22 protein-coding genes and 4 pseudogenes are annotated in these 26,146 nt (G+C 52.4%); 11 read left to right on the top strand and 15 right to left on the bottom strand.

The window, feature by feature from the left end:
* Positions 1–25: 25 nt before the first annotated feature.
* Positions 26–574 (top strand): YbhB/YbcL family Raf kinase inhibitor-like protein, encoded by a 549-nt coding sequence (locus tag JCM12308_RS15340; RefSeq protein ID WP_054784330.1) that lies wholly within the window; start codon positions 26–28, stop codon positions 572–574.
* Positions 575–665: 91 nt separating this feature from the next.
* On the opposite strand, the gene JCM12308_RS15335 is transcribed toward JCM12308_RS15340, so the two are convergent.
* Positions 666–2,519: a PhoX family protein gene (locus tag JCM12308_RS15335; RefSeq protein WP_128647421.1), complete on the bottom strand. Its 1,854-nt coding sequence runs from the start codon at positions 2,517–2,519 to the stop codon at positions 666–668.
* 437 nt (positions 2,520–2,956) lie between these two features.
* On the bottom strand, positions 2,957–3,370 hold the full coding sequence (locus tag JCM12308_RS15330) for a GNAT family acetyltransferase (protein ID WP_083417156.1): 414 nt from the start codon (positions 3,368–3,370) through the stop codon (positions 2,957–2,959).
* Between the two features lie 585 nt (positions 3,371–3,955).
* Here JCM12308_RS15330 and JCM12308_RS15325 point away from each other — a divergent pair.
* A pseudogene (locus JCM12308_RS15325) lies at positions 3,956–5,008 on the top strand (methyl-accepting chemotaxis protein); the annotation flags it as partial.
* 70 nt (positions 5,009–5,078) lie between these two features.
* Here the strand turns inward: JCM12308_RS15325 and JCM12308_RS15320 are convergent.
* The 4 genes from JCM12308_RS15320 to JCM12308_RS15305 all read right to left on the bottom strand — a co-directional run bounded on the left by JCM12308_RS15320 (position 5,079) and on the right by JCM12308_RS15305 (position 8,257).
* On the bottom strand, positions 5,079–5,846 hold the full coding sequence (locus JCM12308_RS15320) for an FkbM family methyltransferase (RefSeq protein ID WP_054784329.1): 768 nt from the start codon (positions 5,844–5,846) through the stop codon (positions 5,079–5,081).
* A gap of 33 nt (positions 5,847–5,879) precedes the next feature.
* Positions 5,880–6,890, bottom strand: coding sequence for a glycosyltransferase family 2 protein (locus tag JCM12308_RS15315; protein WP_208978614.1), 1,011 nt, complete (start codon positions 6,888–6,890; stop codon positions 5,880–5,882).
* A 240-nt stretch (positions 6,891–7,130) separates the two neighbouring features.
* Entirely contained in the window at positions 7,131–7,583 is a 453-nt protein-coding gene (locus tag JCM12308_RS15310; protein WP_054784328.1) for a YtoQ family protein, read from the bottom strand.
* A gap of 41 nt (positions 7,584–7,624) precedes the next feature.
* Entirely contained in the window at positions 7,625–8,257 is a 633-nt protein-coding gene (locus JCM12308_RS15305; RefSeq protein ID WP_054784385.1) for a DUF2799 domain-containing protein, read from the bottom strand.
* A 205-nt stretch (positions 8,258–8,462) separates the two neighbouring features.
* Here JCM12308_RS15305 and JCM12308_RS15300 point away from each other — a divergent pair, with 205 nt between their 5' ends.
* Together JCM12308_RS15300 and JCM12308_RS15295 are read left to right on the top strand one after the other, a co-directional pair.
* Complete coding sequence (locus JCM12308_RS15300) at positions 8,463–8,792, top strand: GFA family protein (protein ID WP_208978613.1); 330 nt, start codon at positions 8,463–8,465, stop codon at positions 8,790–8,792.
* Positions 8,793–8,940: 148 nt separating this feature from the next.
* Positions 8,941–9,354 carry a GFA family protein gene (locus tag JCM12308_RS15295; protein WP_054784327.1) on the top strand — a complete coding sequence of 138 codons (414 nt, stop codon included), beginning with the start codon at positions 8,941–8,943 and terminating at the stop codon, positions 9,352–9,354.
* Positions 9,355–9,405: 51 nt separating this feature from the next.
* On the opposite strand, the gene JCM12308_RS15290 is transcribed toward JCM12308_RS15295, so the two are convergent.
* Genes JCM12308_RS15290 through JCM12308_RS15280 form a run of 3 tightly spaced genes read right to left on the bottom strand, consistent with a single transcriptional unit; the run spans position 9,406 to position 12,327 of the window.
* Positions 9,406–10,269 carry an SDR family oxidoreductase gene (locus JCM12308_RS15290; RefSeq protein ID WP_054784326.1) on the bottom strand — a complete coding sequence of 288 codons (864 nt, stop codon included), beginning with the start codon at positions 10,267–10,269 and terminating at the stop codon, positions 9,406–9,408.
* A gap of 21 nt (positions 10,270–10,290) precedes the next feature.
* Positions 10,291–11,127 (bottom strand): TrmH family RNA methyltransferase, encoded by an 837-nt coding sequence (locus JCM12308_RS15285; protein WP_054784325.1) that lies wholly within the window; start codon positions 11,125–11,127, stop codon positions 10,291–10,293.
* Between the two features lie 3 nt (positions 11,128–11,130).
* Positions 11,131–12,327, bottom strand: a complete 1,197-nt coding sequence (locus JCM12308_RS15280) for a class I SAM-dependent rRNA methyltransferase (RefSeq protein ID WP_164845321.1) — start codon at positions 12,325–12,327, stop codon at positions 11,131–11,133.
* Between the two features lie 355 nt (positions 12,328–12,682).
* Here JCM12308_RS15280 and JCM12308_RS15275 point away from each other — a divergent pair, with 355 nt between their 5' ends.
* The 5 genes and pseudogenes from JCM12308_RS15275 to JCM12308_RS15255 all read left to right on the top strand — a co-directional run bounded on the left by JCM12308_RS15275 (position 12,683) and on the right by JCM12308_RS15255 (position 17,876).
* Positions 12,683–13,390 (top strand): SRPBCC family protein, encoded by a 708-nt coding sequence (locus JCM12308_RS15275; protein ID WP_008552452.1) that lies wholly within the window; start codon positions 12,683–12,685, stop codon positions 13,388–13,390.
* Between the two features lie 186 nt (positions 13,391–13,576).
* Complete coding sequence (locus tag JCM12308_RS15270; protein ID WP_008552435.1) at positions 13,577–14,065, top strand: (2Fe-2S)-binding protein; 489 nt, start codon at positions 13,577–13,579, stop codon at positions 14,063–14,065.
* Positions 14,066–14,170: 105 nt separating this feature from the next.
* Positions 14,171–16,533, top strand: a pseudogene (locus tag JCM12308_RS15265) (xanthine dehydrogenase family protein molybdopterin-binding subunit).
* 4 nt (positions 16,534–16,537) lie between these two features.
* On the top strand, positions 16,538–17,035 hold the full coding sequence (locus tag JCM12308_RS15260; protein ID WP_054784324.1) for a hypothetical protein: 498 nt from the start codon (positions 16,538–16,540) through the stop codon (positions 17,033–17,035).
* Between the two features lie 41 nt (positions 17,036–17,076).
* A pseudogene (locus JCM12308_RS15255) lies at positions 17,077–17,876 on the top strand (FAD binding domain-containing protein).
* Between the two features lie 33 nt (positions 17,877–17,909).
* On the opposite strand, the gene JCM12308_RS15250 reads toward JCM12308_RS15255, so the two are convergent.
* Together JCM12308_RS15250 and JCM12308_RS15245 are read right to left on the bottom strand one after the other, a co-directional pair.
* The gene (locus JCM12308_RS15250) at positions 17,910–18,635 is read right to left on the bottom strand and encodes a DUF8692 domain-containing protein (protein ID WP_208609127.1); all 726 of its coding nucleotides are present in this window, start codon (positions 18,633–18,635) and stop codon (positions 17,910–17,912) included.
* A 165-nt stretch (positions 18,636–18,800) separates the two neighbouring features.
* Positions 18,801–19,562, bottom strand: coding sequence for an SDR family NAD(P)-dependent oxidoreductase (locus JCM12308_RS15245; protein ID WP_054784323.1), 762 nt, complete (start codon positions 19,560–19,562; stop codon positions 18,801–18,803).
* A 117-nt stretch (positions 19,563–19,679) separates the two neighbouring features.
* Here JCM12308_RS15245 and JCM12308_RS27890 point away from each other — a divergent pair, with 117 nt between their 5' ends.
* Both JCM12308_RS27890 and bfr read left to right on the top strand, forming a co-directional pair.
* On the top strand, positions 19,680–19,889 hold the full coding sequence (locus JCM12308_RS27890) for a (2Fe-2S)-binding protein (protein ID WP_063286750.1): 210 nt from the start codon (positions 19,680–19,682) through the stop codon (positions 19,887–19,889).
* A gap of 54 nt (positions 19,890–19,943) precedes the next feature.
* Positions 19,944–20,429, top strand: a complete 486-nt coding sequence (gene bfr, locus JCM12308_RS15240; protein WP_054784322.1) for a bacterioferritin — start codon at positions 19,944–19,946, stop codon at positions 20,427–20,429.
* A gap of 112 nt (positions 20,430–20,541) precedes the next feature.
* On the opposite strand, the pseudogene hrpB reads toward bfr, so the two are convergent.
* From hrpB to JCM12308_RS15220, 4 genes and pseudogenes are all read right to left on the bottom strand, one after another.
* Positions 20,542–22,992, bottom strand: a pseudogene (gene hrpB / locus JCM12308_RS15235) (ATP-dependent helicase HrpB).
* A 126-nt stretch (positions 22,993–23,118) separates the two neighbouring features.
* Positions 23,119–24,162 (bottom strand): glucokinase, encoded by a 1,044-nt coding sequence (gene glk, locus JCM12308_RS15230; protein ID WP_054784321.1) that lies wholly within the window; start codon positions 24,160–24,162, stop codon positions 23,119–23,121.
* A gap of 17 nt (positions 24,163–24,179) precedes the next feature.
* The gene (locus JCM12308_RS15225; protein ID WP_008552320.1) at positions 24,180–24,605 is read right to left on the bottom strand and encodes a methylglyoxal synthase; all 426 of its coding nucleotides are present in this window, start codon (positions 24,603–24,605) and stop codon (positions 24,180–24,182) included.
* 261 nt (positions 24,606–24,866) lie between these two features.
* Positions 24,867–25,691, bottom strand: a complete 825-nt coding sequence (locus JCM12308_RS15220; protein ID WP_208609126.1) for a DUF1194 domain-containing protein — start codon at positions 25,689–25,691, stop codon at positions 24,867–24,869.
* Positions 25,692–26,146 lie beyond the last annotated feature (455 nt).

Genomic DNA, 26,146 nt, shown 5'->3' with positions numbered 1-26,146 from the left:
AACGCCCCAAGCCACTGGAGAAAATATGTTTCGGAAACCACTCATAGCCGCTCTGGCCATTGCAGCTTCATTTGCATCTGCCGTTCAAGCGCAAGATTTTAAACTCGCCAGCACGTCCATTGCTGAAGGTCAGCAGCTCACGAACCAGTTCGTTTACAACGGGTTCGGATGCACCGGAGGTAACCTCTCACCGCAGCTTAGCTGGTCCAACGCGCCAGAAGGCACCAAAAGCTTCGCCCTAACTGCTTATGATCCGGATGCGCCAACAGGTTCAGGATGGTGGCACTGGAATGTGGTGAACATCCCAGCCTCGACATACTCATTTGAAGAAGGCGCGAGCAACAAAAACACTTTGCCTGCTGGCTCAATGGAAATCACCAATGACTACGGAGCGAAAGGTTTTGGTGGTGCCTGCCCACCGGCAGGTGAGGTGCACCGCTACATCTTTACCATCCATGCACTTGGTGTGCCGGCGTTGGATCTTCCTGAGAACCCAAGCAACGCACTGGTCGGCTATATGATTGGTGCAAACACACTTCAGACTTCCAAGATCACAGCCGTCTTCAGCCACTAAAAGCTCAGCTTTCGCTAGTGTGACAATCACAAAATGAGACCCTTCGGGAGGCATCTCCCGAAGGGAATATCGTTCAGGCTGGAAAGATAGCTTAGCCAATCACACCATTGTCGTCACGCTTGATCACGATAACGGAAGAGCGAGGAAGTTTTCCGCCGTCTGGCCAGTTACCGCCTGGGTGCTGAATGCCCACAAACATGCTGCGGCGATCAGCAGACCAGGTCAGACCAGTCACTTCGGCTCCCTTAGGTCCAGTCATGAAGCGTGCGATCTCACCCGTCACAGGATCACCAACCAGCATCTGGTTGTTGCCCATGCCAGCAAAGTCACCTTCATTGCTGTCGCTACCATCCGTCTGGATCCATACAAGCCCGCTCTCGTCAAATCCCATGCCATCTGGAGAGTTGAACATGTTGCCCGCATTCACGTTCTCAGAACCAGCCTTAGGCCCTTCATGAACGGTTGGGTTGCCAGCCATCACATAGAGATCCCAATCAAACGTGTCTGAGGCATGATCCTCATTGTGAGGACGCCAACGCACGATCTGGCCGTACTTGTTGGTCTCACGCGGGTTCGGGCCGTTGACAGAGGTGTCATCACCACCTGCATTAGGCTTCACACCGCGGTTCTTATTGTTGGTCAGGCAACAATACGCTTCAACTGCATTCGGATTGGCTGAAATCCACTCAGGGCGGTCCATGGTGGTCGCGCCAACAGCAGAACCAGCAATACGACTGAAGATCGCGATGTTGGCTGCATCCATGCCTGTCGTGTCTGGTGTCAGAGCCAGCCACTCGCCTGTCTGATCATCATTGAACTTGGCAACATACAGCGTACCATCATCCAGCAAACCATCAGTTGGCTGACCCGGCGCATAAACACCGTTGGAGACAAAGCGGTACATGAACTCACCGCGCTCATCATCGCCCATGTAAACAACAACGCGGCCATCTGGCGCTAAAACAGCCTCTGCATTTTCGTGCTTGAAACGACCCAGGGCAGTGCGTTTGACAGGTGTGGAGTTTGGATCAGTCGGGTCAATCTCAACCACCCAACCTGCACGATGAGGCTCATTTGGGTTCTTAGCAATGTCAAAGCGCTCATCGAACTTGTGGTAGTCGTAGTTGTAGCCGGTATCCGTGACGCCATAGCGCTTGTAACCCGCATCAACCCCGTCCATGCGCTCAACCGGAGCTGCATCAGTAGCACCGAAATAACCGTTGAAGTTCTCTTCGCAGGTCAGATAAGTGCCCCATGGCGTTTTGCCAGAACCACAGTTGTTGAAGGTGCCAAGAGACTGCGTGCCTGAAGGATCAGCCGCAGTTTGCAGCAGAGGGTGACCTGCAGCCGGTCCGGCAAGCATCATCGGCGTGTTATGCGTGATGCGGCGATTGAACGGGCTGTTCTTCACGATCGCCCAACCACCATCGCCTTCTTCCACTTCAATAACCACAACACCTTGAAGGTGCTGCAGTTTCAGAACGTCATCAGCGTTCTTGGGCGCACCGTCTTCATTCTGAGGCAGGTTGATCCGGCGGTTGGCATACTCATGGTTGATCGCCAGCAGCTGCTTGCCCTGATACTGGAAGCTCTCCATGCCGTCGGTGTTTTCGCCAAACACTTTGTCTGCACCCGCTGCAGAGCCACCGGTCTCATGATCGAACTTTTCAGCACCATCTACCAGAGCATCGCCCCAGCGGGCCAGGATCTTCCAGTTATATCCTTCTGGAACATGAACAGTCGCGTCTGTAAATGTCGGGATTGGTTGAAAAGCAAAGCGCGAAACAGACGCCTTCGCCTCAGAGGCGGAAAGACCAAGCACACCTGTGCCCATCACCGCTGCGCCGGAGCCAAATGCCAGCACACCACCCAGAAACCCGCGGCGCGAAATTGCGCGCTCAACAACGCGGTCAAATTCATTCTCTTCAGCACGAGGGAAGTTCAACTCATCCCACTCATCTGCTGTGACTCATTCGTCAAATCATTAGCCATTAGAAATATCCCGTAGAAGAAGGTGAGCGCACACTAAGGCGCCTGCATGACAACTTTACGAAACAATCAATCCTATAAAATACTGCAGATGTAATATGAGTATTGTATTCATGTTATCGGAGTTGTAGGAGTGAAATATAGATCTAATGAGTGCCAGTTAGCTAACTAGCTGTGATTTCTATATATTGTTTAGTTATTCTATTTTTAGATGAGAAAATACTGCGAAATGTGACGAAGATGCTTGGCTTGATTAAGGGGTTCTATGAAAATTCAGTGAGTTGACGCCCAACGCTATACGGCTCTACAGGAAATTTCCAAACCCTATAAACCGCAGTGTCGATTACCGCAGTTTTCACAGCCACTAAATTTTCTGAGTAAAAACTTAGTGGTCTATGGCTCAATCACCTTTTGCAGGCAGATGCTCTGGGTGTTCTTGTAACCTTGTGCCTCATAAAAGCTCGCGACCTGGCTGTTACCTCCACGTACAAGCAGGTTAACTTTCCAGATGCCTCGTTCGCGCAACCAGTTTTCTGCAGCAGCTGTAATAGCCTTGCCTAACCCTTTGCCCTGATGGTCAGGATGGGTGCTCACATAATAGAACCATCCGCGATGCCCGTCTTCACCACACATAATGCTGGCGACAATCATGCCATCCAGTTCTCCAACAAGAACAGTTGAGTGTTCGCCCTCAAGTGCTTTTGCAATATCCCGAACCGGATCATTCCATTCACGAAAGACGCCAGCAGCCTTCCAAAGAGCAATAACCGCGTCCTGATCGGACAGACGCATTTCACGACAAATCATATGCACCACGCATAGTAGTTAGAAAATAGAAATTTAATCACAGGATGTTTTATGATTATCCTTTGTAATCCAATCACTTGCAATAGAGGAGAGGATTAATAACAAGGTTAATAAACTATAAGTAAAACTATGAAAACCTTTGCGCGATTGAGAGGTTTTTGACATGGCTTTTTTTAAGCGTAACACACAATTGCTTGCTGAAACTGCTGCAAACGACCAAGGAGAAGTAATCGGTCAGTCTGCTGAAGTGGAAATCACAGAACCCAAGAGTTCAATAGATAGTGCACGCTTGTTTGGCGAACTGGATGCGTTGGCGTTGGATATGGCTTCAGCTGCGGGAGAGCTGGATGCCGTTAACAACACTGCAGGCGCTCTGAAAACAGCCATGGAAAGCCTTCAGGAAGCTTCTGGACGTGTCGTTGAGAGTAACCGGGAAGTGAGCTCAGCCGTTGAGCAGACAGCAGAGCAAACGACCAATGCCCGCGACACCATGTCCAAGTCTCAGGAAGTAGTGACGGACGCACTCGCCAACATCAACAGTCTGTCGACAACCATCAGCAACATCAATCGCCAACTGGAAGGCCTCCAGGCCTCGTTTGCAATGTACGTCAGTTTTCCAGTTCCATTGACGCCATCGCCCGTCAAACCAATCTTTTGGCCCTCAACGCAACAATTGAGGCGGCTCGTGCAGGCGAGGCCGGCAAAGGCTTTGCCGTGGTTGCCAGCGAAGTGAAGGCGCTTGCCACGCAAACCACAGTCGCGACTGAACAAATTGACCAAACAATCCTTCAGCTCGGCAAAGAAGCAGATACTCTGGTGGATCTCGGCAAAGGTGCTTTGGATACCGTCGCGACGGCGGAGAACGGCACACAGTCCATCAACGATCTCTTCCACGAGCTGGAAGCGATGGTCGATAACATCTCCGCCAACACAGAATCCATCCGCATCGCCTGCGCAAACAATGACGCAGATACAGACGAACTGCTACGCAATCGCGATGAAATGGTCGGTGTGGTCTCCGCCAATGCTGAGAGCATCGAACAGGTTTCCGGCCAGATGCTCGGAACGTCACAAACTGCCGATGCTCTTCTGGCTGAAGTTGCCGTTGAACATGGCGACAATCTCAATCAGCAGATGATCGAATACGCCAAGGATGCTGCTGCCAAAACCATGGACGCTTTTGAAGGCGAAGTGGATGCAGGCCGCATCTCAATCAACGATCTCTTTGACTTCAACTACACCCCGATTGATGGCTCAAACCCTGTCCAGTTCATGGCGTCCTTCACGCAAATGACCGACCGAGTGTTGCCTGACATTCAGGAGCCAGTCAAAGATCTGGATCCACATATCATCTTCTGCGCTGCACTAGACAAAAACGCTTATCTTCCAACGCACAGCAAAGAGTATTCCAAGCCTCAGGGCAACGACCCGGTCTGGAACGCCGCCAACTGCCGTAATCGCAGAATGTTCGATGACCGTGCTGGCCTGAATGCAAGCAAGAACACCAAAGAATACAGCCTGCAAACCTATCGCCGGGATATGGGCGGCGGAAAGATCATGATGATAAAACTCGTCTCAGCCCCCATCTGGATCAAAGGCCGCCACTGGGGCAACACCCTCATCGCTTTCAATGCGTGAGGTTGTTCGAAAAAAGCACATGGCTGTCGAAAACGGCAGCCATGAGGTCAACGCGAAAATGCAAAATAAACTACTGAGAAAGAACACTTTGCGCTTCAAGAACATGGCTGAGTTGTGAACTCATTGCATGGTCAGGATCTGTGGTCCGTTGAAGCACCATGCATTTGTTCTGGCATTGATCAACCCGTAATGCGAAGCCTTTTTCTGTGAGCACGTTGATGCACTCTGTTATCGCATCAAAACCATTGAGCTTTGGGTGAAATTCAACAATCAGCATACGAATATCAGACAAGTCTAGTGCTGGTAAAAGGTCGATTTCTGCACCTTCGATATCCATCATCAGAAAGCTCGGGTCAAACTCTGCGATCAGTCGGTTGACGTTGACTGTTTTCTGCAAGATTTTTCGGCTGCCTTCCCTTTCAAGTATTGATGAGCCTGAAGCTCGTTCTCCTACAAAAAACTCAGACTGCTCAACGTCCTTAAGGGCTGCTATGCCACTAACTAATTTGGGTGACACACCATTCAGCGAGTGATTGGTTTCAATAACCGAGATTAGTTCGGGATTAGCCTCAACACACATCACATTGCTTGAGCCGCAAATCTTGGCAGCTGCTGCTGACAAGAAGCCAACGCACGCCCCCAGCTCTAACACACGGTCTTCAGGCTTCAGCAACCGTGTCAGAAGATAAAACTCTTCATGCTCGTAAAGGCCGCGAACGATTTGCTCTTTGACATAAAGGTCGATTTCAGATTGAGAAACATCCAACTTGATGCCGCGTAACTTCTTGTATTGCCGACGCATTTTGTATTGATGTTCAAGGTTCTCAAAGAAACGCATTCCAAGACTCCAATGATCGTATTTAGCAAAGACTTAGGCAACGACACCTTTTTGAGAAGGAGAAGTCGTCACGTGAGGTTGCTGGGCAAGATGCTTCAAGTATTTTTGTAGCTCACGCGAACAGTAGGCTTGACGGAATGTATAGACATCCTCCACGCTTGAGAGCTTCATTGATCCTGAATATGCAGGTGACTGATGTAGGATCTTTTCAAGGCCCTCGTAATAGGCCTTATATTCTAAACCATTAGCGTAGTAAGCTTGTCTGGTTAGTTCTTCTTCAACGCGAAACTTGAAATCCTGAAAGAACTTGAAGTGCAGCATTGCTCCCCAGTCATCAGCTAGTCTGGTCCTGATATCGATGCGGTGAACGCTCCACATTTCAGAGTAAGTCGGGTTCCACCTGATTAGGGGAACTTTTGTGAGTTGTGGGCACTGCTTATACAAAAAACGCTTAAGGCGTCTCTCTACATAATCTCGTAATGGTAGCCGCCGGTGAATATGTGCAGGTGCGAGGTATAAGTTCCGTAAATGATTGAGAGGAAAAAGCTCACGCCTTTTAGGTGGAATGCCAAATAGACGTCCTCTGATACCGCCTCGAACTTCAAAACCTGGAGTGCGTCCTTCTGGTGATCGTGTGATCGCCCAGCTTGAGGTCGTGTCAAAGTATGGGCATGTAGAAAGAAATGGATCACCTTGTCTGTAGTCAACATCAACCAGTGGCTTGTCGGAGTACATGTCGATCAACGGAGCTATTACGCCCTCTGCACCAACACTGTCCCAATAAGCTGTTAGGTCAGTCAGTTTGGTTTCTGGCCATCCTGGATAAACGAACTGCTCGTCTGTATCTGCCAGAATAGTCCAGCGGTCTGTGCAATACTCATTTAAAATGGCGAGCAGCCAGTTTCGTTTGAACTGCTTATAAAGCTTGCTGGTGTGAAACCGAGTAACGTCCGGCTGCGTTTCCAGAAAAGCTGCTGTATCGTCAGTGGAGTCGTTGTCGACAACGAAGATATGACTTGCCCCAATACTTCGGTAGTGCTCCAAAAAAAGGGCAATCGCAACATCTCATTTCGGGCTCTTGTGATAACGATGATGCCGTCTTCCGGCAAACTGATTTTGGGAAACTCATCAAAATCAAAAAGATCGCGAACACTCGTCACAGCACCTGCCCACCAGTTGAGTGATTGGGTCGCTAAAAAACAAAAGCCCCACACTCGTTCCTCTTGTTGAGAGGGGAGTGTAGGGCTGTGTTATTGGAGCGTCTTCCCTTGAATTGGAAGGGGCTTACAGTTCGCCGCGGATCACGTAGCGCAGTAGGTCGACCACCTGATCTGGATCTTCGGCCACCGCCAAGGCTGCGGCGTCTACTTCCTTCAGTGGGTGCGTCAGCGCTGGATCGTGCAGCACGATGATGCTTTTGCCCAAAGCTGAAGCAAAGCCTGCGTCGAACGCAGCATTCCATTGGCGGTACTTGTCACCAAAACGCACCACAACGATATCTGACTCAGAGAGCAGTGTACGGGTGCGGATGGCATTGACCTTCGCCCCCTTGTGGTCCCGCCAGAAATTGCTTTCTTCAGCGCCTAAAATTTCAACACCGCAATCATCACTGGCTTCGTGATCAGTTACGGCACTATCGAAATGAACAGGCAGGCCTGCATCTGCCGCACCATGTTCAATTCGCTCTCTCCAATCGGTGTGGATCTCACCTGAAAGATAAACACGCCACGTTTTCATCGGCTCGCCTTCCCCTAAGAATCTGCATTTGCCTGCAAATTTTAGGAGGGGTTGTAGCTTGGTTCAAGGTCAAGCAGCTTGTTGGTGACTTCTTTTCGGACACGATCACGTTGACGCTCCAAAGAGAACAGCCGGTTTTGTGCAAGCAGCAAATCAGCCCGCGCAAGATAAGAGTCTGTTCGTGCTGCATCTGCCGCTTTGCGACACGCTTTTCCTTCTTTGCCGGACTTGCAGTCTTCACCGCGTGCTTCTTCTTCCAGCCGATCAATGCGGCGCTGGATTTCCCAAACGGATTCCTGGGCGTCGCTGGCAGCTTCATTGGCTGCATAAAGCTGATTACCCAGGGAATAGCCAACTTTGAAGCTCTCTTCAGTCGCAATTGGGCAGACACCACGGTAGCTTTTGCCCTCACGTCCCTGCTCAAAGCCGGAGATCGGTGTGCAGTAGCTTTGAAGCCCGATGGTACGGCCTGCCATGTAAGCGCTTACGTCAGGTGTAACGCCATACTTGCTGCAAGCTTTGGTGTGCTCGTTCAGTTTGTCGGAGGTGTAGCCAGCGCGGCCATCAACGACCCCGATGCCCTGCCAATCCCCGATCTTGCAATCTTCTTCAGAAAGAGAGGCACACCCGCTCAGTGCCAACCCAAGTCCCACAACAGCTAAAACTACCCGCATCCCCAACATGCCTTCTAATCGGTCCATCCGATTGGGCAGTGCCCCGCACATCTGAATGGACAAAATTGGAATCTATGAAAACCCACATAGGAGACTTAACCTGAACGCTTGCTGAATACAAATGTTCGCGATATGTTCTCATTATGGAATCATATAGCTCTCGATTCGAGAGACAACCCCTTTTCAGTAGGTATTGGATACTCAGATGACAAAGACCATGGAGTTTAAAGGACGTTGTTTATGCGGAGAAGTCGCCTTTGAAGGTGAGGCACCAGACGAACCAATCAGCACCTGTCATTGCAAGCAATGTCGGCAGTGGGGGAGTGGCCCGTTTGATGCCTACAGCCTGCCTCTGAAGAACCTGCAGTTCACTGCGGGGGAAGATGCCGTCAAGTACTACGAATCCTCTGATTTTGCACGCCGAGGCTTCTGCTCAAAATGTGGCTCAAACCTTTTCTGGCATGCAGACCGCCACCCACAATGGAAAGATCGCATCTCGATTGCAGTGGGCGCCTTGGAACAGCAACTGGCTTGAGTGCAGGCAACCACATTTTCTGTGCTGCTAAGGCTGATTACTATGAAATTGAGGATGGTCGCCCGCAGTATGCCCATGAGGATTAAGGGGCAGATGTATCCATATCGGATTGTCTTGGCGGATACGCGAAATGTATGGGGAAGTAGGTATGTCTGATCTGAAGATCTATAAAGGGAAGTGCCTCTGTGGTGAGGTTTCATTCAAAGCAGAAGCACCCAAAAAAGAGGTTGGCCTATGCCATTGCACCATGTGCCGCCGCTGGAACAGTGGCCCGTTCCATGCTCTGGCGGTTCCGTTTGATGCTTTGAAAGTTGAGAGCGGCGAAGAGAATATCTCCTATTACCGCTCATCTGATTACGCAAGACGCGCCTTTTGCAGCAACTGTGGCAGCAGCCTGTTTTATCACGGAGACAAAATCCCCGAGATTGCTCATGAAGTTTACTTCAGCGCTGGGCTGCTGGAAGAGCCGACAGGTCTGAAAATGGCAGGTCACATCTTCTGCGCCAGCAAAGGCGATTACTACGAAATAGAAGGAGACCTGCCTCAACACGAAACAGTCTAGTAAAACCGGTGCAAGGTGAGCGGCTGGATCAGAGCTTGTCCCTAACAGGCTCTAGCTCCATCCGTTCTCCCACATATAGTCCAGTGCTTCACGATAGGTTGGGAACTTGAACTTGTAACCCAGTGCGCCTTTGAGCTTCGCGTTGCTTGCACGCTTCACCTCGCCATAAAACGAGATTGCCATTGGCGAAAGGTCCGCATCTTCAAAAGCAATTGCTGGCGGTGGTTCAACGCCCATCAGACGGGCGGCATACTCCACCACATCTTCAGGCGGGCAAGGCGCATCATCAGAAACGTTGAAGATGCCCGATGCATTGTCCTCAAACGCATGCTGAACTGCACCCGCGATATCACTCACGTGAATGCGGTTAAAGACCTGACCTTCCTTGATAATCCGGCGCGCTTTGCCCTTGTCCAGATTGCATAGAGCGTTCTGTCCACGGCCATAGATACCAGCAAGGCGTAGAATGCTGACCGGGATGCCGCTTTCTTCAGAAAATGCAAGCCATTCCTTCTCCGCTTCAAGGCGCAGCTTGGAGCGTTTGGAGGTTGGATTACACTCAGCTGTTTCTGTAACCCATCGGCCCTCATGGTCACCATAAACGCCGATGGTGGAAAGGTAGCAGATCGCTGTTGGCTTCGATTCTGCTACAGCATCCCGTGCCACGTTCAGCAAAGGATCGCCATCATCGGTTGGGGCAGCTGAAACCAGAATGTGTGTTGCAGACGAAATCGCCTCTAACAGCTCATCACTTGCTGTTTCACCATCAAAAAGGATCGGATGAATCCCTTTGGATTGCAGGTCCGCCATTTTCTCCTCGGAGCGGGTTGTCCCGCCAATCCAGGAAAACTCGGTTCCGTACATTTTCACAAAATGGCGAGCTGAGTATCCAGCTCCCAAAATCAACAAGCGCATTCCAAGCCCCCCGGCATACGTCTACAGCTTCAGATAGTTCCTGCGCACTTCATAAAGCATCACAGCCGTTGCTACAGCCAAATTCATTGAATCGGCTTGCCCCGCCTGCGGAATTTTCACCAGATCAGAGCAAGTGTCGGCCAGCTTATCACTCAGGCCTGCCTGCTCATTGCCCATCATCAAAATGACAGGTTCTTTATAGTCTACAGCACGATAGTCCTTATCGCCGCGCAAGTGCGTACCAACCACAGGGCCCGGCCAGCTCTTGCGAAACTCAACGAACTCATCCGCAGTACAACGCACAATTGGCATGTGGAACAGAGAGCCCATCGTCGCACGTACGGTCTCAACAGCAAATGGGTCGGTCGTGTCGTCAATCAGGATCACGCCTGTTGCGCCAACCGCATCGCCTGTACGGATAATGGTGCCCAGATTGCCCGGATCGCGCACACGGTCCAACGCAATCCATGTGGTCGCGCTTTTCGGGTCGATATCGCTCAGCTTCAGTGTCTGCTGCTCGTAAACCCCAACAACCATCTGAGGGTTATCACGGCGAGTGATAGCACCAAGAACTGCCGTGTTGACCTCAAGGATCAAAGCTCCCCGGGCTTTCGCCTTTGCAGCAGCCTCAAGAGCAATCTTGTTTTCACGAGCTTCCGGCCCAAGCGCCAGATAACGTACGCCCCAACCAGCTTCCAGAGCGTCTGTTGCCAGTTTCAGACCTTCGGCAACAAACAGCCCGCTCTGCCGGCGGTGCTTCCGCTGTGCAACGAGACCTTTGATTTCCTTCACAATCGGGTTGGAATGTGAAGTGATCTGTTTAACAGCACCTGGGCGTTGGTTTTGCTTGAATTCCATCAGTTATGCTCCCTCAGCCTTAGTATTGTCAGGTGCGCTCCACCGGCTGAAGAGGGAGGTTGAGAGCAATCGTGGTCCATTAAGTTCGCGAATAGCCAGCTCACCGGATTCAATCGTTCCCGGCAGGCCATCAAGGCATTCACGCATCAATTCATGAGAAGACAGGAAGCTGGCGCGAATGGCGTAGCTCGACATCAGCAGGAACTGCGCATTTGGTGACAGCAGTTTGCGTACGCAGGCCAGCATATGCGGCACGTTCTCAAAGAAGTCCCAGACTTCACCGTTTGGTCCGCGGCCATACTTCGGCGGATCAAGGATAATGCCGTCATAGGTATTCCCACGGCGCACTTCCCGCTCCACAAACTTCATTGCGTCATCGCAGATCCAGCGAATTGGCTTGTCTTCAAGGCCGGAAAGCTCCTGGTTTTCGCGAGCCCAGCCAATCGCTTTTTTGGAAGCGTCCACGTGAGTGACATGCGCGCCAAGGGCAGCAGGCAGCAGCGATGCCAGTCCGGTGTATCCAAACAGGTTGAGGATCTTCAGCTGGCGGTCTGATTTCTTGATCTGCTGACCAACCCAATCCCAGTGGGCTGCCTGCTCAGGGAATACGCCAACATGGCGGAAAGACATGAACTGGCCGTTGAAGGTGGCCGGTCCGTACTTCATCTGCCAGATTTCATCGACTTGCTTAGCAAACTTCCAGCGGCCCGGACCTTCTTCCTCAACGTCGCCGGTAAAGATTGCATCTGCGCGCTTCCAATCGCTCTCTGGCAGGCGTGGTGCACCCATTGCTTGAGCTTCCGGGCGAATGACCGTGTAACGACCATACCGTTCCAGCTTCTGGCCATGCCCCATGTCCAGCAGCGCGTAGTCTTCCCAGCCATTCATCTCCACCATCACCGGCAAGATGCTGGCAGGCGTTTTGAAGCGGGCGGAGGTTGGCTTGTGCTCACGCACGATCGGCTCAACGGCAACAGGTGCCGGAGCTGAACGTGGTTGCTCACGTCGATTTGAACGGTTTGCAGCCGTGTTCTCTTTCTGGCCACCACGAGCGTCGCGGGCAGGGCGTGTGTCGCGTCCGTCTCGATTATCGCGTTTAGCGGCAAAGCTGCGCTTCGGACCATTGTCCTTCCGCGAACCGCCTTTTTTAGATTGCGCATTGCGGGCCCGTGGAGCGCCGCCTTTTGGTGATTTACTCAAGGATGTTGCCTTTGATTTTCTGCGCACAAACGCGAGGCCAAGCCTCACGCTGAATTCGTTTATTTAATGAAAAGGCATTAAGGCGATGACGCCCTCTGGTCAACGCTTTAGCGCAAAACAAGCTCTTTACCGTTAAGTGAGTATCCACAGCGGGGAAACTCCAACATATCTCAGGACTGATAAAACGTCATTGTCTTCTGAAAAGAAGTTTTGAGCATCCATGACAATTTTAACACGAGAGGTACTTGTCTTTTCACTCGATTTAAGTCCAATCTACATGACGTGGAATGCAAAAGTGACCTTAAGGCGCGGAGCTACCTAAAGGAAGCACTGAAAAGAACGAGGGGGCCAATCCATGGAAATGTCTGGAGAGCAGCAAATACCTGCGAGTCAGGAAAAGGTTTGGGAAGCTCTCAACGATCCTGAGTTGCTGAAAAAATGTATCCCCGGTTGCGATAGTCTGGAAAAAACCTCTGACACCGAAATGACCGCAACGGTCACAGCCAAGGTTGGCCCGGTGAAGGCGAAGTTCAAAGGAGAAGTGACGCTCTCCGATCTGAACCCGCCAAACTCCTACAAGATCTCTGGTGAAGGCAAAGGCGGCGTTGCAGGTTTTGCGAAGGGCTCAGCAGATGTAACCCTCTCAGAGAGTGGGGATGGCACTCTTCTGAGTTATGAGGTTAATGCAAAGGTTGGCGGCAAACTTGCTCAGCTAGGAAACCGACTGATCGACTCAACAGCCAAGAAAATGGCGGAGGAGTTTTTCTCTAACCTGAACAGAGAACTTGGCGGGACACCTGCAGCGGATAAGGACGAGGCGCTTGAGTCCGTTGAACTGGATCAGGGCTTGATTGAAAAAGCAAAATCAATCGCCAACGAGCACGCCATTGAAGGATCAGTCGAAGCAATCGCTGATGCAGAGCACGCATTGGAAGATGCAGTTAAGGATGTTGAGGAGAAGGTTGAAGTTGCAGCGGGCAAAGGATTTTTAGGTGGTCCGCTGGGTTGGGGCCTGATCGCCCTTATTGTTTTACTTGGACTTTATTGGTTGCTTGGAACCTAAGAATTTGGCGGTCGTAATCGGTCGGGTGCGGAGAGGGTACTTGGTTGACAAATGGCCCCGCCGAATATCAAGGCCTCTGGCCTAAATTACAACCAACTGCGTTGATAGGACGGGAGATCCTGATCAGGGCTGTTGGCTTCATAGTCTGCGGACGCGAAATGCAGGCTTTATTGAGGGAGGAAAACCATGACGACTGTCTCTATGACGGTGAATGGAAAGCAGATTTCTGGTGAGGTCGAAGACCGCACCCTTTTGTCTACATTTCTGCGCGAAAATCAGGGACTAACCGGAACACACGTTGGCTGTGACACCTCACAGTGTGGAGCTTGCCTTGTTCATATGGACGGCAAGGCAGTCAAATCGTGCAGCATGCTTGCTGTGCAGGCATCTGGCTCTGCTGTTACCACCATTGAAGGCATTTCCCAGAACGGCCAGCTGCACATCATGCAGAAAGCCTTCAAGGAAAACCACGGCCTTCAGTGCGGTTTCTGCACGCCTGGCATGATCATGTCCGCAATTGATATGGTCAATCGCCTTGGTACCGATCTGGACGAAAAAACAATCCGCCATGAGCTGGAAGGCAACATCTGTCGTTGCACCGGCTACCACAACATCGTCAAGGCAATCAAAGCCGCAGCTGATGAAATGGCGGAAGTCCTCGAAGCCGCAGAATAATCCAGAATTGACTGCTCTGTAGTCCGGCTTCGCCCTGTTTCAGGTGCGTTGGACGCCCGGGCTCTATGACAGTTGCTGAAGTTAACCTTCCGGGAGGGGATGGAAATGACAGCAGAAGGAATTGGCGCACGAGTGCTGCGCAAGGAAGACAAAAGATTTTTGACAGGAAATGGCCGCTACACAGATGACATGACCATGCCACGCATGGGCTATGCGGCTTTTGTTCGTTCAACACACGCCCATGCACGCATCACGTCCATCAATACAGATGAAGCGATGAAAATGCCTGGTGTTGATGCTGTCTTGAACGGCCATCAGCTGGTGGCAGACGGCATTGGCAACATCATCTGCGGATGGATGATCCATTCCAAAGACGGTTCCCCAATGAACATGGGCGCTTATCGTGCTCTGGAATCCGAAATTGTCCGCTACGTTGGGCAGGCCATCGCAGTCGTGGTTGCTGACACCCCGCAGCAGGCGCGTGATGCAGCTGATGCTGTTGTCGTGGAATACGAAGAGCTGCCAGTTGTCGTCGATAGCTCGATGCATTGAAAGAAGGAGCGCCTCAGCTCCATCCGGAAGCAGCAGGCAACCTCATTTACGATTGGGAAATCGGTGAGGAAGCAGCAACCAACGAAGCATTCGCAAACGCTGCCCATATCACCAAGATGGATATCGACAACAACCGCCTCGTTCCAAACCCAATGGAACCGCGTGCGGCGCTTGCTCATTTCGATCCATCAGAAGAGCACTACACGCTCTACACTACATCTCAGAACCCGCATGTGGCCCGCTTGGTACTCTCAGCATTCTACAACGTAGCTCCTGAGAACAAACTGCGTGTGATTGCGCCGGATGTCGGCGGTGGTTTTGGCTCCAAGATCTTTATTTATCCGGAAGAGATCGCTTGTCTCTGGGCAACAAAGCGTGTTGGCCGTCCGGTGAAATGGACCTCGGATCGCACCGAAGCATTCCTCACAGATGCTCACGGTCGTGATCACCACACCACCGCAGAACTGGCGCTGGATGCGAACAATAAGATCACCGGTTTCCGTGTGAAGACAGTCGCCAATCTCGGCGCATACATGTCGTTGTTCTCATCTTCCGTTCCAACCTACCTGTACGCAACGCTGCTGTCGGGCCAGTACAACATTCCAAACATCTACGCGAATGTGAAAGCGGTCTACACCAACACCACTCCGGTGGATGCGTACCGCGGTGCAGGTCGTCCGGAAGCCACGTATGTGGTGGAACGCATGATGGAAACCGCTGCGAAAGAAGTTGGCATGGCGCCAGCAGAATTCCGCCGTGTTAACTTCGTCCGCGAGTTCCCGCACCAGACACCTGTGATCATGGCCTATGATGCCGGTGACTACGAAGCCTCCCTCGATGCAGCCATGAAGGCCATCGATTATGGTGGCTTTGGTCAGCGTCGGGCCCAGTCCGAAGCTGCTGGCAAGCTACGTGGCATGGGCATGTCCTGCTACATTGAGGCATGCGGTATCGCACCGTCTCAGGCCGTTGGTTCTCTTGGTGCTGGTGTTGGTCTTTGGGAGTCCGCTGAGGTTCGCGTGAACGCTGTTGGAACCATTGAGGTTCTCACCGGCTCACACAGCCACGGTCAGGGGCACGAGACCACCTTCGCACAGCTGGTTTCAGATCGCCTTGGTCTGCCAACGGAAAGCATTTCCATCGTGCATGGTGACACCGACAAAGTGCAAATGGGCATGGGCACATACGGCTCCCGCTCCGGAGCAGTCGGCATGTCTGCGATTGCCAAGGCCCTCGACAAAGTTGAAGCCAAAGCGAAGAAGATCGCAGCTCACCTGATGGAAGCTTCCGAAGGTGATATCGAGATCGAGGATGGTGAACTCAAAGTCGCCGGAACAGATAAGAAGCTCACCTTCACCGAAGTGGCTCTCGCTGCTTACACAGCCCACAACCTGCCGGAAGGCATGGAGCCGGGCCTGAAGGAAGGCGCGTTCTACGATCCAACCAACTTCACATTCCCGGCTGGGTGTTACATCTGTGAGGTGGAAGTAGATCCGGATACCGGCGTTGTCTCCATCGAGAACTTCGTGGCAGCAGATGACTTCGGCACCATCATCAACCCGATGATCGTGGAAGGTCAGGTCCATGGCGGTTTGGTGCAGGGCATCGGTCAGGCCATGCTGGAGAACACTCAGTATGACGACCACGGTCAGCTGCTCACGGCATCCTACATGGACTACACCATGCCACGTGCAGATGATGTTCCATCCTTCAAGCTGGAAACTACAGTCACCGAATGCCCGGGCAACCCGCTCGGCATGAAAGGCTGTGGTGAAGCTGGCGCGATCGGATCACCACCTGCTGTCATCAACGCCGTAACGGACGCTCTTGGCATCCGCGACATGAATATGCCTGCCTCGCCAAATCGCGTCTGGCAGCTCATTCAAGACAACGGCATGAAGCAGGCAGCGGAGTAAAACGGTGACACAGGCTGGCGCAAAACCGACATTGGATCACAAGTTCATTGCCATTGAACTCAACCAGCGAGCATGGGCTCTTCTTGAAAAAGAAGGCCGCTCGCCGGAGGAAAATGACGAGATGCTCCATGTCGCTCACGCCAGCCTCTGGCACTGGCTTCAGATTGGGACGAAAGTCAATCACCAACGCGGGTTATGGCTCGTGGGCCGTGTCCATGTTTTGCTCGGAAACCGTGAAGCAGCAATGCGTTACGCCCAGCAGACAAAGGACATGACCGAAGCTCATCAGGACGACATGGCGGACTTCGACCATGCCTACGCCTCTGAGCTTCTGGCACGTGCCACTCTGCTCTCAGGTAAAGAAGGCGAAGCAGCAGCTCTTTTCCGAAAAGCTGCACGTCTTGGCCAACTGATCCATGGAGAGCAGAACCGCAAGATTTTCTTCTCAGATCTGGAAGCCATTCCGTATCCGAAAGCCGAATTATCCGATTTAAACTCATAGCAACTCTGCCAAAGACCCCATTAGGGGATGGGAGGCTAAAAATGTACGAGACCAAATATCATCGCGCTTCGACCGTGTCGGATGCAGCGGCAATGCTGAAAAACGCAGATGACGGTAAACTGCTTTCTGGCGGTCAGACCCTGATCCCAACCATGAAGCAACGCCTTGCTGCACCAAGCGATCTGATCGACCTACGTCATATCGATGAAATCGCAGGCATCATGAAACAGGCTGATGGTTCTATCCGCATCGGTGCTGCCACGTGCCACGCAGATGTGGCTGCCAACGAAGATGTCAAAGCCGCTCTTCCGGGACTGGCTGATCTGGCATGCACCATCGGCGATCCTCATGTGCGTCACATGGGCACTATTGGCGGCTCCATCGCCAACAACGATCCGGCAGCGGATTATCCAGCGGCTCTGCTGGCTCTCGGCGCAACCATCGAGACCAATAAGCGCGAGTTTTCTGCGGAAGACTTCTTCACCGGCATGTTCGAAACAGCACTGGATGAAGATGAGATCGTGACTGCGGTTGTCTTCCCAACCGCATCCAACACCGCTTACGCCAAGTTCCCGAACCCAGCTTCCCGCTATGCATGGCAGGCGTGTTTGTAGCGAAGACAAGTGCTGGAGCACGTGTTGCGGTGACTGGTGCTGGACAGGACGGTGTGTTCCGCATGCAGGACATGGAAAAGGCATTGGATAGCAACTGGTCTGCTGATGCGGTTGCGGGCATGGCACCTTCCGCTGATGACATGCTTTCAGACATCCACGGCACCGCTGCATATCGCGCCAATCTGGTGACGGTTATGGCAAAACGTGCTGTTGCTGCATCCAGTTAAGCGTTTTGGGAGGAGGGGCCTTGTCCCTTCTCCTCACTTCTCCATTGTCATATAGCCAGCGTTCTGAGTGCGCTGGAAGGTGATGGCCGCGTATCCGTGCACCTCACCCAGATAGGCCAGCAATGCGGAGAGGAAGGTCGTAAGGCCGATCAGCTCAAAGCTTTCTTCCAGAATATAAAAGATCTTATAGCCAAGCGCATCATAACCTTCGCTGCCTGCAAACACGGCTCCCAGCATCTCAAAACCGATTGCGCCAGACAGATAGATACTGCCTGAAATCACAAACAGAAGAGCAAAGCGCCGTGGCAGTCGGGCGAGAAAACGCAGATAAATCAACCCGAGCGCGCCTACCAGAACTACTGCAGGTAAGACCCACGCAAAGTAGAGGGCACCGCTCAAATCAAACGCATTTCGCAGAGGATCAATGGTGACTTCATGGATCGCGATGTTCTCATCAACGGACATGTAAAGAAAGCCAAGCGCCAATCCCATCCAGTAAAGCCAGTTCTGAGGCTTGGCAGAATGCCGCTCAATCACGCCAATCAGGGCCGTCAGTCCAGAAATGCACAGCATCACCATGGAAGAGAACCAGGCGCCGAGGTTGAGTTCCTCGTCCAGCGAGATGTGACGCAGGTCTTTCAGCGGCGTTTCAATGCCAACTGTGTCAACAAACACCTGCTGCACGATGCCAAGCAGTATGATGAGGAGCACCATGCCGTAGAGAACGACAGGCACTCGTTTCAAATTAACCGCAGGCATGTGCTTGATCCCCCAACGCTTCCCGATGCAACCAGCTAACTAAATCAGAGGATCTATAAAAAAGAGCTAAGAAAAATTGCCAGCATCAGAGACGAGTGATCCCCTCCACCGGCCACAAAAAAGGGCGCTCAAAGCGCCCCTTTCGCGTTTCACATAAGAACGCGTTTAAACGTGCTGACCGCCGTTGATATGTATTTCAGCGCCTGTCACGTAGGAAGATGGAGCCGAACACAGGAAGTAGATGGTATCAGCCACCTCAGAGGTGCTGCCCAGACGGCGCATCGGAATGGTCTCGACGATCTTCTCGGTGCCCGGTGACAGGATGGAGGTATCAATCTCACCTGGTGCAATCGCGTTGACGCGTACGCCATGCGGACCAAAGTCAGCAGCCATTTCGCGTGTCAGGGAAGCAAGAGCTGCCTTGGAGGTCGCATATGCGGTACCAGCGAACGGATGGACCCGGCTACCAGCAATGGAGGTGACGTTCACAACAGAACCTCTGGCCGCCTTCAACTCCTCAAACAAACCACGAGCCAGCATAATTGGTGCAAAGAAGTTTACCTGAAACACATTTCGCCATGTTTGCATTGGCGTGGTCAGAGAATCGAGGCGTTGGCCTTCATCATCCTTCGGGCTGATGCCGGCATTGTTGACCAAGGCGTGCAACATGGAACCGTTGTCCTGAAGGCGCTCTTTAATCTGGGCAACTGCTTTTTCCAGATTTTCCGCGTCACCCAGGTCGACCTCAATATGGTCTTCCGGTCCGGATGGCCAGGGACACTTGTCAGAAAAGGGTTGTCTGGAACAGCTAATGACCCGATAACCCGCCGAAGAAAACTTTTTTACCGTTGCGTGGCCGATTCCGCGGCTCGCACCTGTCAAAACGATTGTCTTGCGGAGATCCTTCGTCGTTTGGTTGGTGTTCATAGGGGCTTTGCTCGTGATAGGACTGCAGGAAACTGGAGTATTATTCTCTAGTTTTAAGAGATCTACAGATTATATAATGCTTTGCAAGCGAAATTGGGAGCCCGAAAGCAACCAACAATGATCATTTGTCACTGCAACGTCATTAATGACAAACAAATAAAACAAGCTGCACGGGAGCTTTGTGAGAATCCGGAGGGTGGTGTCCCTACTCCGGGAGCGGTATTTCGTCACCTCGGGTACAGGCCAAAATGTGGTGGTTGCTTTAAAAGCATCATCGAAGTTGTATATGCTGAGGCTGAACAAGTTAAAGATGACTCTGGACAGTAACTTGGAATTATTCTAAAAAAGGTCAATACCTCAATTTGTCAAGGAGAGAGTGACATGAAGGGTGAACCTAAAGTACTGGAATATCTCAATAAGGCGCTCCGCCACGAGCTGACTGCAGTTAATCAATACTGGCTGCACTACCGTCTCCTTGAAGACTGGGGCTTCACAAAGCTTGCAAAGAAAGAACGCGAAGAGTCCATCGAAGAGATGGAACATGCTGACAAGCTGATCGAGCGCATCATCTTCCTCGAAGGTCATCCGAATCTGCAGACACTTGATCCGCTGCGCATCGGTCAGGACCTCAAGGAATGTCTTGAATGCGATCTGGCTGGCGAATACTCCGCACGTGCTCTGTACAAGGAAGCACGCGAAGTTTGTCGCGACGAAGGCGACTACGTCACCATGAAACTCTTTGAAGACCTGATGGCAGACGAAGAAGGTCACATCGACTTCCTCGAAACCCAGCTGGAACTTCTGGAAAAGATCGGCGTCGAGCGCTACGGCCTGCTGCAGGCAACCCCTGCAAACGAAGGCGAATAAGCTTTACGCGCATGATTTTGAAAGGCCGGAGAGAGACGCGCTCTCCGGCTTTTTTTATGGCGTATTCCCGAAAAGTGAGAACCGGTTTTCGGAGAAGAATACGCGGCTTACTCTACTTGCGCGGCTTTGCCCGACGCGTCGCTTCTGCATCCAGCGGATTATCCGGCCAAGGATGCTTTGGATACTGCCCCTTCATATCAGCCTTCACATCTGCCATGATCCTTGCCAGAACCCCGGCAGGTCCTTGGTGATCTGAATTGGCCGCTGGGCAGGGGAGAGCAGCTGCAACACCAGCTGGATCTTTCCGCCGCAAATACTTGGATGCTGAGCAAGTCCGAATAGCTCCTGTACCCGAACGGAAAGCATTGGCCCTTGTTCGCCATCATAATCAATCGGAATGCGTGATCCTGTTGGCACCACAAAGTGAGAGGGTGCCAGATTGTCCAGTTCTGTGCTCAACTCCCACGGCACAAGCGTAGACAGCGCATCACCCAACGTGCTTGCGTCCACTTGTGAAAGAGCAGTCTTTCCAGCAAGGAATGGACGCAGCCAACCAAAGTCAGCATCCAGCGCCTTATCACTTAGGTCTGGCCATTCTTTTCCGGCGGTTCTGCGCAGATAGTTCACCCGTCCGCGATAGCGCAGCTGATCCTTGCTCCATGGCAGACGAACTGCGCCTTTGCGAGCAATCTGCTCCAGCAGCGCATCGGTGATGGCTTCCGGATCAGGATCAGTGATCTTCTTTTCTTCCAAGACCAACTTGCCGAGCACACGCTGTCGAACGGCCTTGATGACACCATCAGGCATAAACTGAACGTGCTCTTTCTCGCGAATGTGCGAGGCAAAACGGGCTTCCAGTTCTTTGAAAGAAAGTGGAGCGGCCAGCAGAATACGAGCGCGAGCAGCTGTGCCGGTAATTTCCGCAATGCTGAGAAACTTCTCCGCATAAAGCGCTTCGCTCTCTTCCAGTTGCGCACCTCGGCCATTGGCAAGACGGAAACTGCCCCGAGCACCACGCTGCTGTGCAATGCGGTCCGGATAGGCAAGGCTCAGAATGTCGCCTGCATCCTCAAAGTTGGCGCGCTGAGAAGACTGCCCGCCAACCAGCTTCACCCAGCGCTTCGCTTGTGCTCGGGCTTCCTTACCCCGTTGGCTCTGGTCCTGCATCAACCGGCGCAAACGATCACGCAGGTCCGTTGATCGCCCACCCAATCCATGCTCACCGATGATCACAGCAATCAGAGACGCCAGTTCTGCCTGATCTTCCTGTGCGGCTTGAACCAGCATATGCCCAAGGCGGGGATGCAATGGCAGACCAGCAAGATCACGCCCTGCTTTCGTCAGGCTACCGTCCACGTTCAGCGCATCCAGTTCTTCCAGCAGTTCCTTAGCTTCAGACCAGGCAGCAGCAGGAGGCGGTGTCATGAACCTCAGCTGCGCAGGATCAGCAACACCCCAGTTTGCCACATCCAGCACCAAGCCGGAGAGGTCACTCTCCAAAATCTCAGGCTTTTCAGCAGCAGGTAGCGCTTTGGTCTGTGCTTCTTCCCAAAGGCGATAACAGATACCCGGCTCAACGCGGCCCGCACGGCCCTTGCGCTGCTCAGCAGTTGCGCGGGAGACCTTCACGGTTTCAAGACGGGTCAGCCCCGTTTGTGGGTCATAGCGTGGGACGCGGGAAAGGCCAGAGTCGATAACAATGCGCACGCCTTCAATGGTCAAAGAGGTCTGGGCAATCGCCGTGGTCAGTACCACTTTCCGGCGTCCAGTCTTGGCTGGGCGAACAGCCAGATCCTGCGCTTTACTATCCAGTGCACCGTAAAGCGGAGCTATGTCCACATCCGCGCCAACACGTCCTTCCAGCAAGGACTGCGTGCGCTTGATCTCGCCTTGTCCCGGCAAGAACACAAGGACGGAGCCTGTCTCTTCTGCAAGAGCTGACCGAACGGCCCGCGCGATCTGATCTTCCAGCCGGCCACGAGGATCGCGGCCAATGTAGTGCGTCTCAACCGGATACTGACGGCCTTCACTCTTCAGGATCGGCGCATCATCCAGCAGCTTGGAAACCTCTGCCGCATCCAGCGTTGCAGACATTGGGACAATGCGCAGATCATCCCGCAAAGCTTCCTGAACATCCAAAGCAAGCGCAAGGCCCAGATCACCATCCATGGAGCGCTCATGGTATTCATCGAACAATACAGCAGCCACGCCGGAAAGTTCCGGGTCATCAAGGATCATGCGGGTGAAGACACCCTCGGTCACCACCTCAATGCGGGTCTTCGTGGAAACCTTGCTATCCATGCGCACGCGATAACCGACAGTCTCGCCAATGCTCTCACCAAGCGTATGGGCCATGCGCCGTGCAGCAGCACGGGCGGCAAGGCGGCGTGGTTCCAGCACAATGATCTTGCCATCTTCCCGCCAGTGCATCCAGCAAAGCCAGCGGGACGCGCGTTGTTTTACCTGCACCCGGCTCAGCAACAAGCACTGCATTGGTGTTTTGCTCAAGAGCTGTGAGTAGATCCGGCAGGATTGCTTCGATTGGCAAAGAGGAAGACGTCATGGGCTCCGCAAAATGTAGGCGTCAAAAAAGCTAAAGCAGTTCACCTGTGTCAACTAAAATGCGAACTGCTTTAGTGTTTAATCTATGCAAAGCTGCTTCCAGTCAAATTGGAATTTAGGCCCTGACTTAGTCCGCGGTCTTGGTGTCCTTGCGGTGCCAGCTGCGGCCCGTCAGGTCCACCAGATACTCATCTGGCGCACGGGTATAAGCCGCAAGGCCTTCAAGGGCTGGGCTTTTGTGTGTGATGATGTAAGTCGGAATGGACTTCATGATGCCTTCATGCGGTGCCTTGGCTTCAAAAGCAGCCCGGAATTCACCACCGTGCAGCCAATGCGAGATCTTTGGCGGAATGCCGCCAGCCAGATACACACCACCGCGCGCCAGATTGGTGATGGCAAAGTCACCAGCCACACGGCCAAGTGCAGCACAGAACAGCCGCAGCACCTTCTGCGCAACCTCATCCCCGTCATCTGCTGCCAAAGGCACATCAGATGGCTTCTCATAGGTGCGGTAAACGCCGTCTGCCTGCAGAACGGCTTTGGCAAGGCGAACCAGTCCAGCGCCACAAACAATCTGTTCAGCGCCAACACGGCCACCAATGCGCTCGATGTACGGCCAGATGCGATACTCTTCTTCGCTGAGTGGGCCAAGTTCCACATGACCGCCTTCGCCCGGAACCGGAATCCACTTGCCGCAAGACCGGATCATCGCACCAGCGCCAAGCCCGGTGCCCGGCCCAACGACAAACTTGGTCGCATTCTGGATAGTTTCACCGCCGCCCACCTGATCAACATCCATTGGTGAGAGGGAAGGTAGGGCAAGCGCCTGTGCTTCAAAGTCGTTGAGAATAACAACCTGCTCCAGCCCAAGCTCTTTAATCAGAGCAGGGGGCTCAATCACCCAGCTGGCATTGGTCAACGCAATCCGGTCGCTGGAAACAGGAGCCGCGACAGCCAGAACAGCAGAGCGTGGAGCAGCATAACCTTGGTCCAGCACACCGGCACGAATGGCATCCTGAATAGTCGCATGCGCTTTCGTCCCTTCCTGACCGCACAGTTTGGTCGGTTCATTAGGGCCTTCGATCAGCGCAAAGCGGGCATTCGTGCCGCCGATGTCAGCGACAAGGACCGGATAGGGCAGGTTTCTTGTAAGCGGAGCAGAGTGCAGCATTTATAAGTGTGACTTTATTATTGGCTGGAAATTTCTGGTGTCTGGGAAGAGGTAGAGAGCCCCGCAAGACGTGCAGAACGCAAAATGATGTCTGCAGTACTGCGGTTCAGAGCCATCGGAATATCATAGACAAGCGCCAGACGCATCAGTGCCTTCACGTCCACATCATGCGGCATAGGGGAGAGCGGGTCGACAAAGAAGAACAGACCATCCAGCGCACGCTCGGCAATCATCGCACCAATCTGCTGGTCTCCACCGAGCGGACCACTTTTCATGCGTTCTACATCCAGAGAAGGGCATGCATCCTGAATACGGCCACCCGTTGTACCCGTCGCAAAAAGCTTATAGTCCGCCAGTTTGCTTTCATGCTGTTTGGCAAACGCGACCATTTCATCTTTTTTGGCATCGTGGGCGATAAGGGCGAGAGTTCTACGCTCAGTCATTTTGGCTCCGTCAACACGTCGCTGGAGCGCATCCCGTAGGTGGATCCGTTAATTCGGACTGGGACACGCACAAACAAAAGCTCAGAGCTTGCCTGAAAATGTACGCGGCATGCTCTAAGCCTCTTGGGATTACTTATCCTTTAGCGCGTCTTGACAGGGTTTGAAAGAGACAACTTGCGCCGTTTGTGCCTGTTATTTGAGCGGCGACAAACGGCAGCAGGTCATGCACAGGTTTCCGAAACCTTTCGGAGCCTGAGTGCATTAGTCAAACAGTGAGCACATCACCGTATCTCTGCGGGACTTGGCGCGGATGAACTTGGGTTGGTCATCGACAAGACCAGCAATCTCCAACACAAGCTTCATGCGGATTGCATCACTGAAGCCTTCCTTGGAGCGCACGGGAATCGAAAATGCGCCCGGACCGCCTATGACACAGTCCTCATAGTAATGGTCCAGATGCAGCATGGACTGCCAGGAGATGCTCTCTTCCTTCAGCATCAGTGGCAAGCCATTGACCGTAACACCTTGCGCGATCGCAGCATCGCGCGCTTCGGTCACTGCACTACCCTGATTGTTCGGACCATCGCCAGAAATGTCGATGACACGACGCATGCCGTTATACTCATTGGCCGTAACCAGATTGACCGCTTGCGTCAGAGCCGAGGAAATGGAGGTACGCTGTACGCGGCGCAAAGGAGCCTCCGCGATTTTGCCAGCAAACTTGCCAGCCGATGCCTTGTCTGAAATGACGGTCCAGTCCGCAACAACAAAGTGCTCATCCTTGCCTCCCCACTCCATATAGGCAACAGCAATGCGACCGATGGGGCCGTATTTGATCGCATCAAGCACCTCGTCAGATGTCAGTGCCGCAACATACCCTTCTCTCTGAACGCGCTGTTCCTCCGGGTCCATACTTTGCGAAATGTCCACGGCCAGAACCAGTTCAAGATCCACTTCCTTGGACATGTCGAAATTCAAAGATGCATGAGTGTTAGAATTAGCCAGGATGGGGGTTGAGAACAAGAAACCACCAAGTGCGAATGCGCCCGCAATCGCTTTGAGGGTCTTTGTGCACATGGGCCGCATTTTCAGCCTCCTTTTTTACAAGGTTCAGGGTGTCCCGGTCACGACCTCCCCACCTCAATTTTTTTATTTTGCTGTAATCGGCACTGAGCTAACGAAAACAGGTTACATCCATAGTATTCCTTAGGTCATCCATGAATGTGGAAGACCATTCACTAGCATTGATATATATAGGGTTGTATTAAGCTGGCTCTGTCGAAAATAACTGTTTGATTTGCCAGTAAACGCAATCTGAAGATTTTGCGGCGACAAATGATCACCGAGTTAGCGCGTTGAAAATATTTTGTTTATTTCACTAATATTCAGAGTTGATCAAATGTTACATAAAGTTGATTAATTTCTTCATGATCGCTTTGCGATTTGGTCTCTCAGAGTGAGTCGACACCTAAGTAATTTCCGCAAGTACTTGAATCGAAACTATTTGATTTTATTAGTATGGCAAAAACAGTGGTTTAGTT

Source organism: Pseudovibrio denitrificans JCM 12308 (assembly GCF_001310815.1).
Lineage (GTDB): Bacteria > Pseudomonadota > Alphaproteobacteria > Rhizobiales > Stappiaceae > Pseudovibrio > Pseudovibrio denitrificans.
This window is presented reverse-complemented; position numbering and strand designations above follow the sequence as displayed.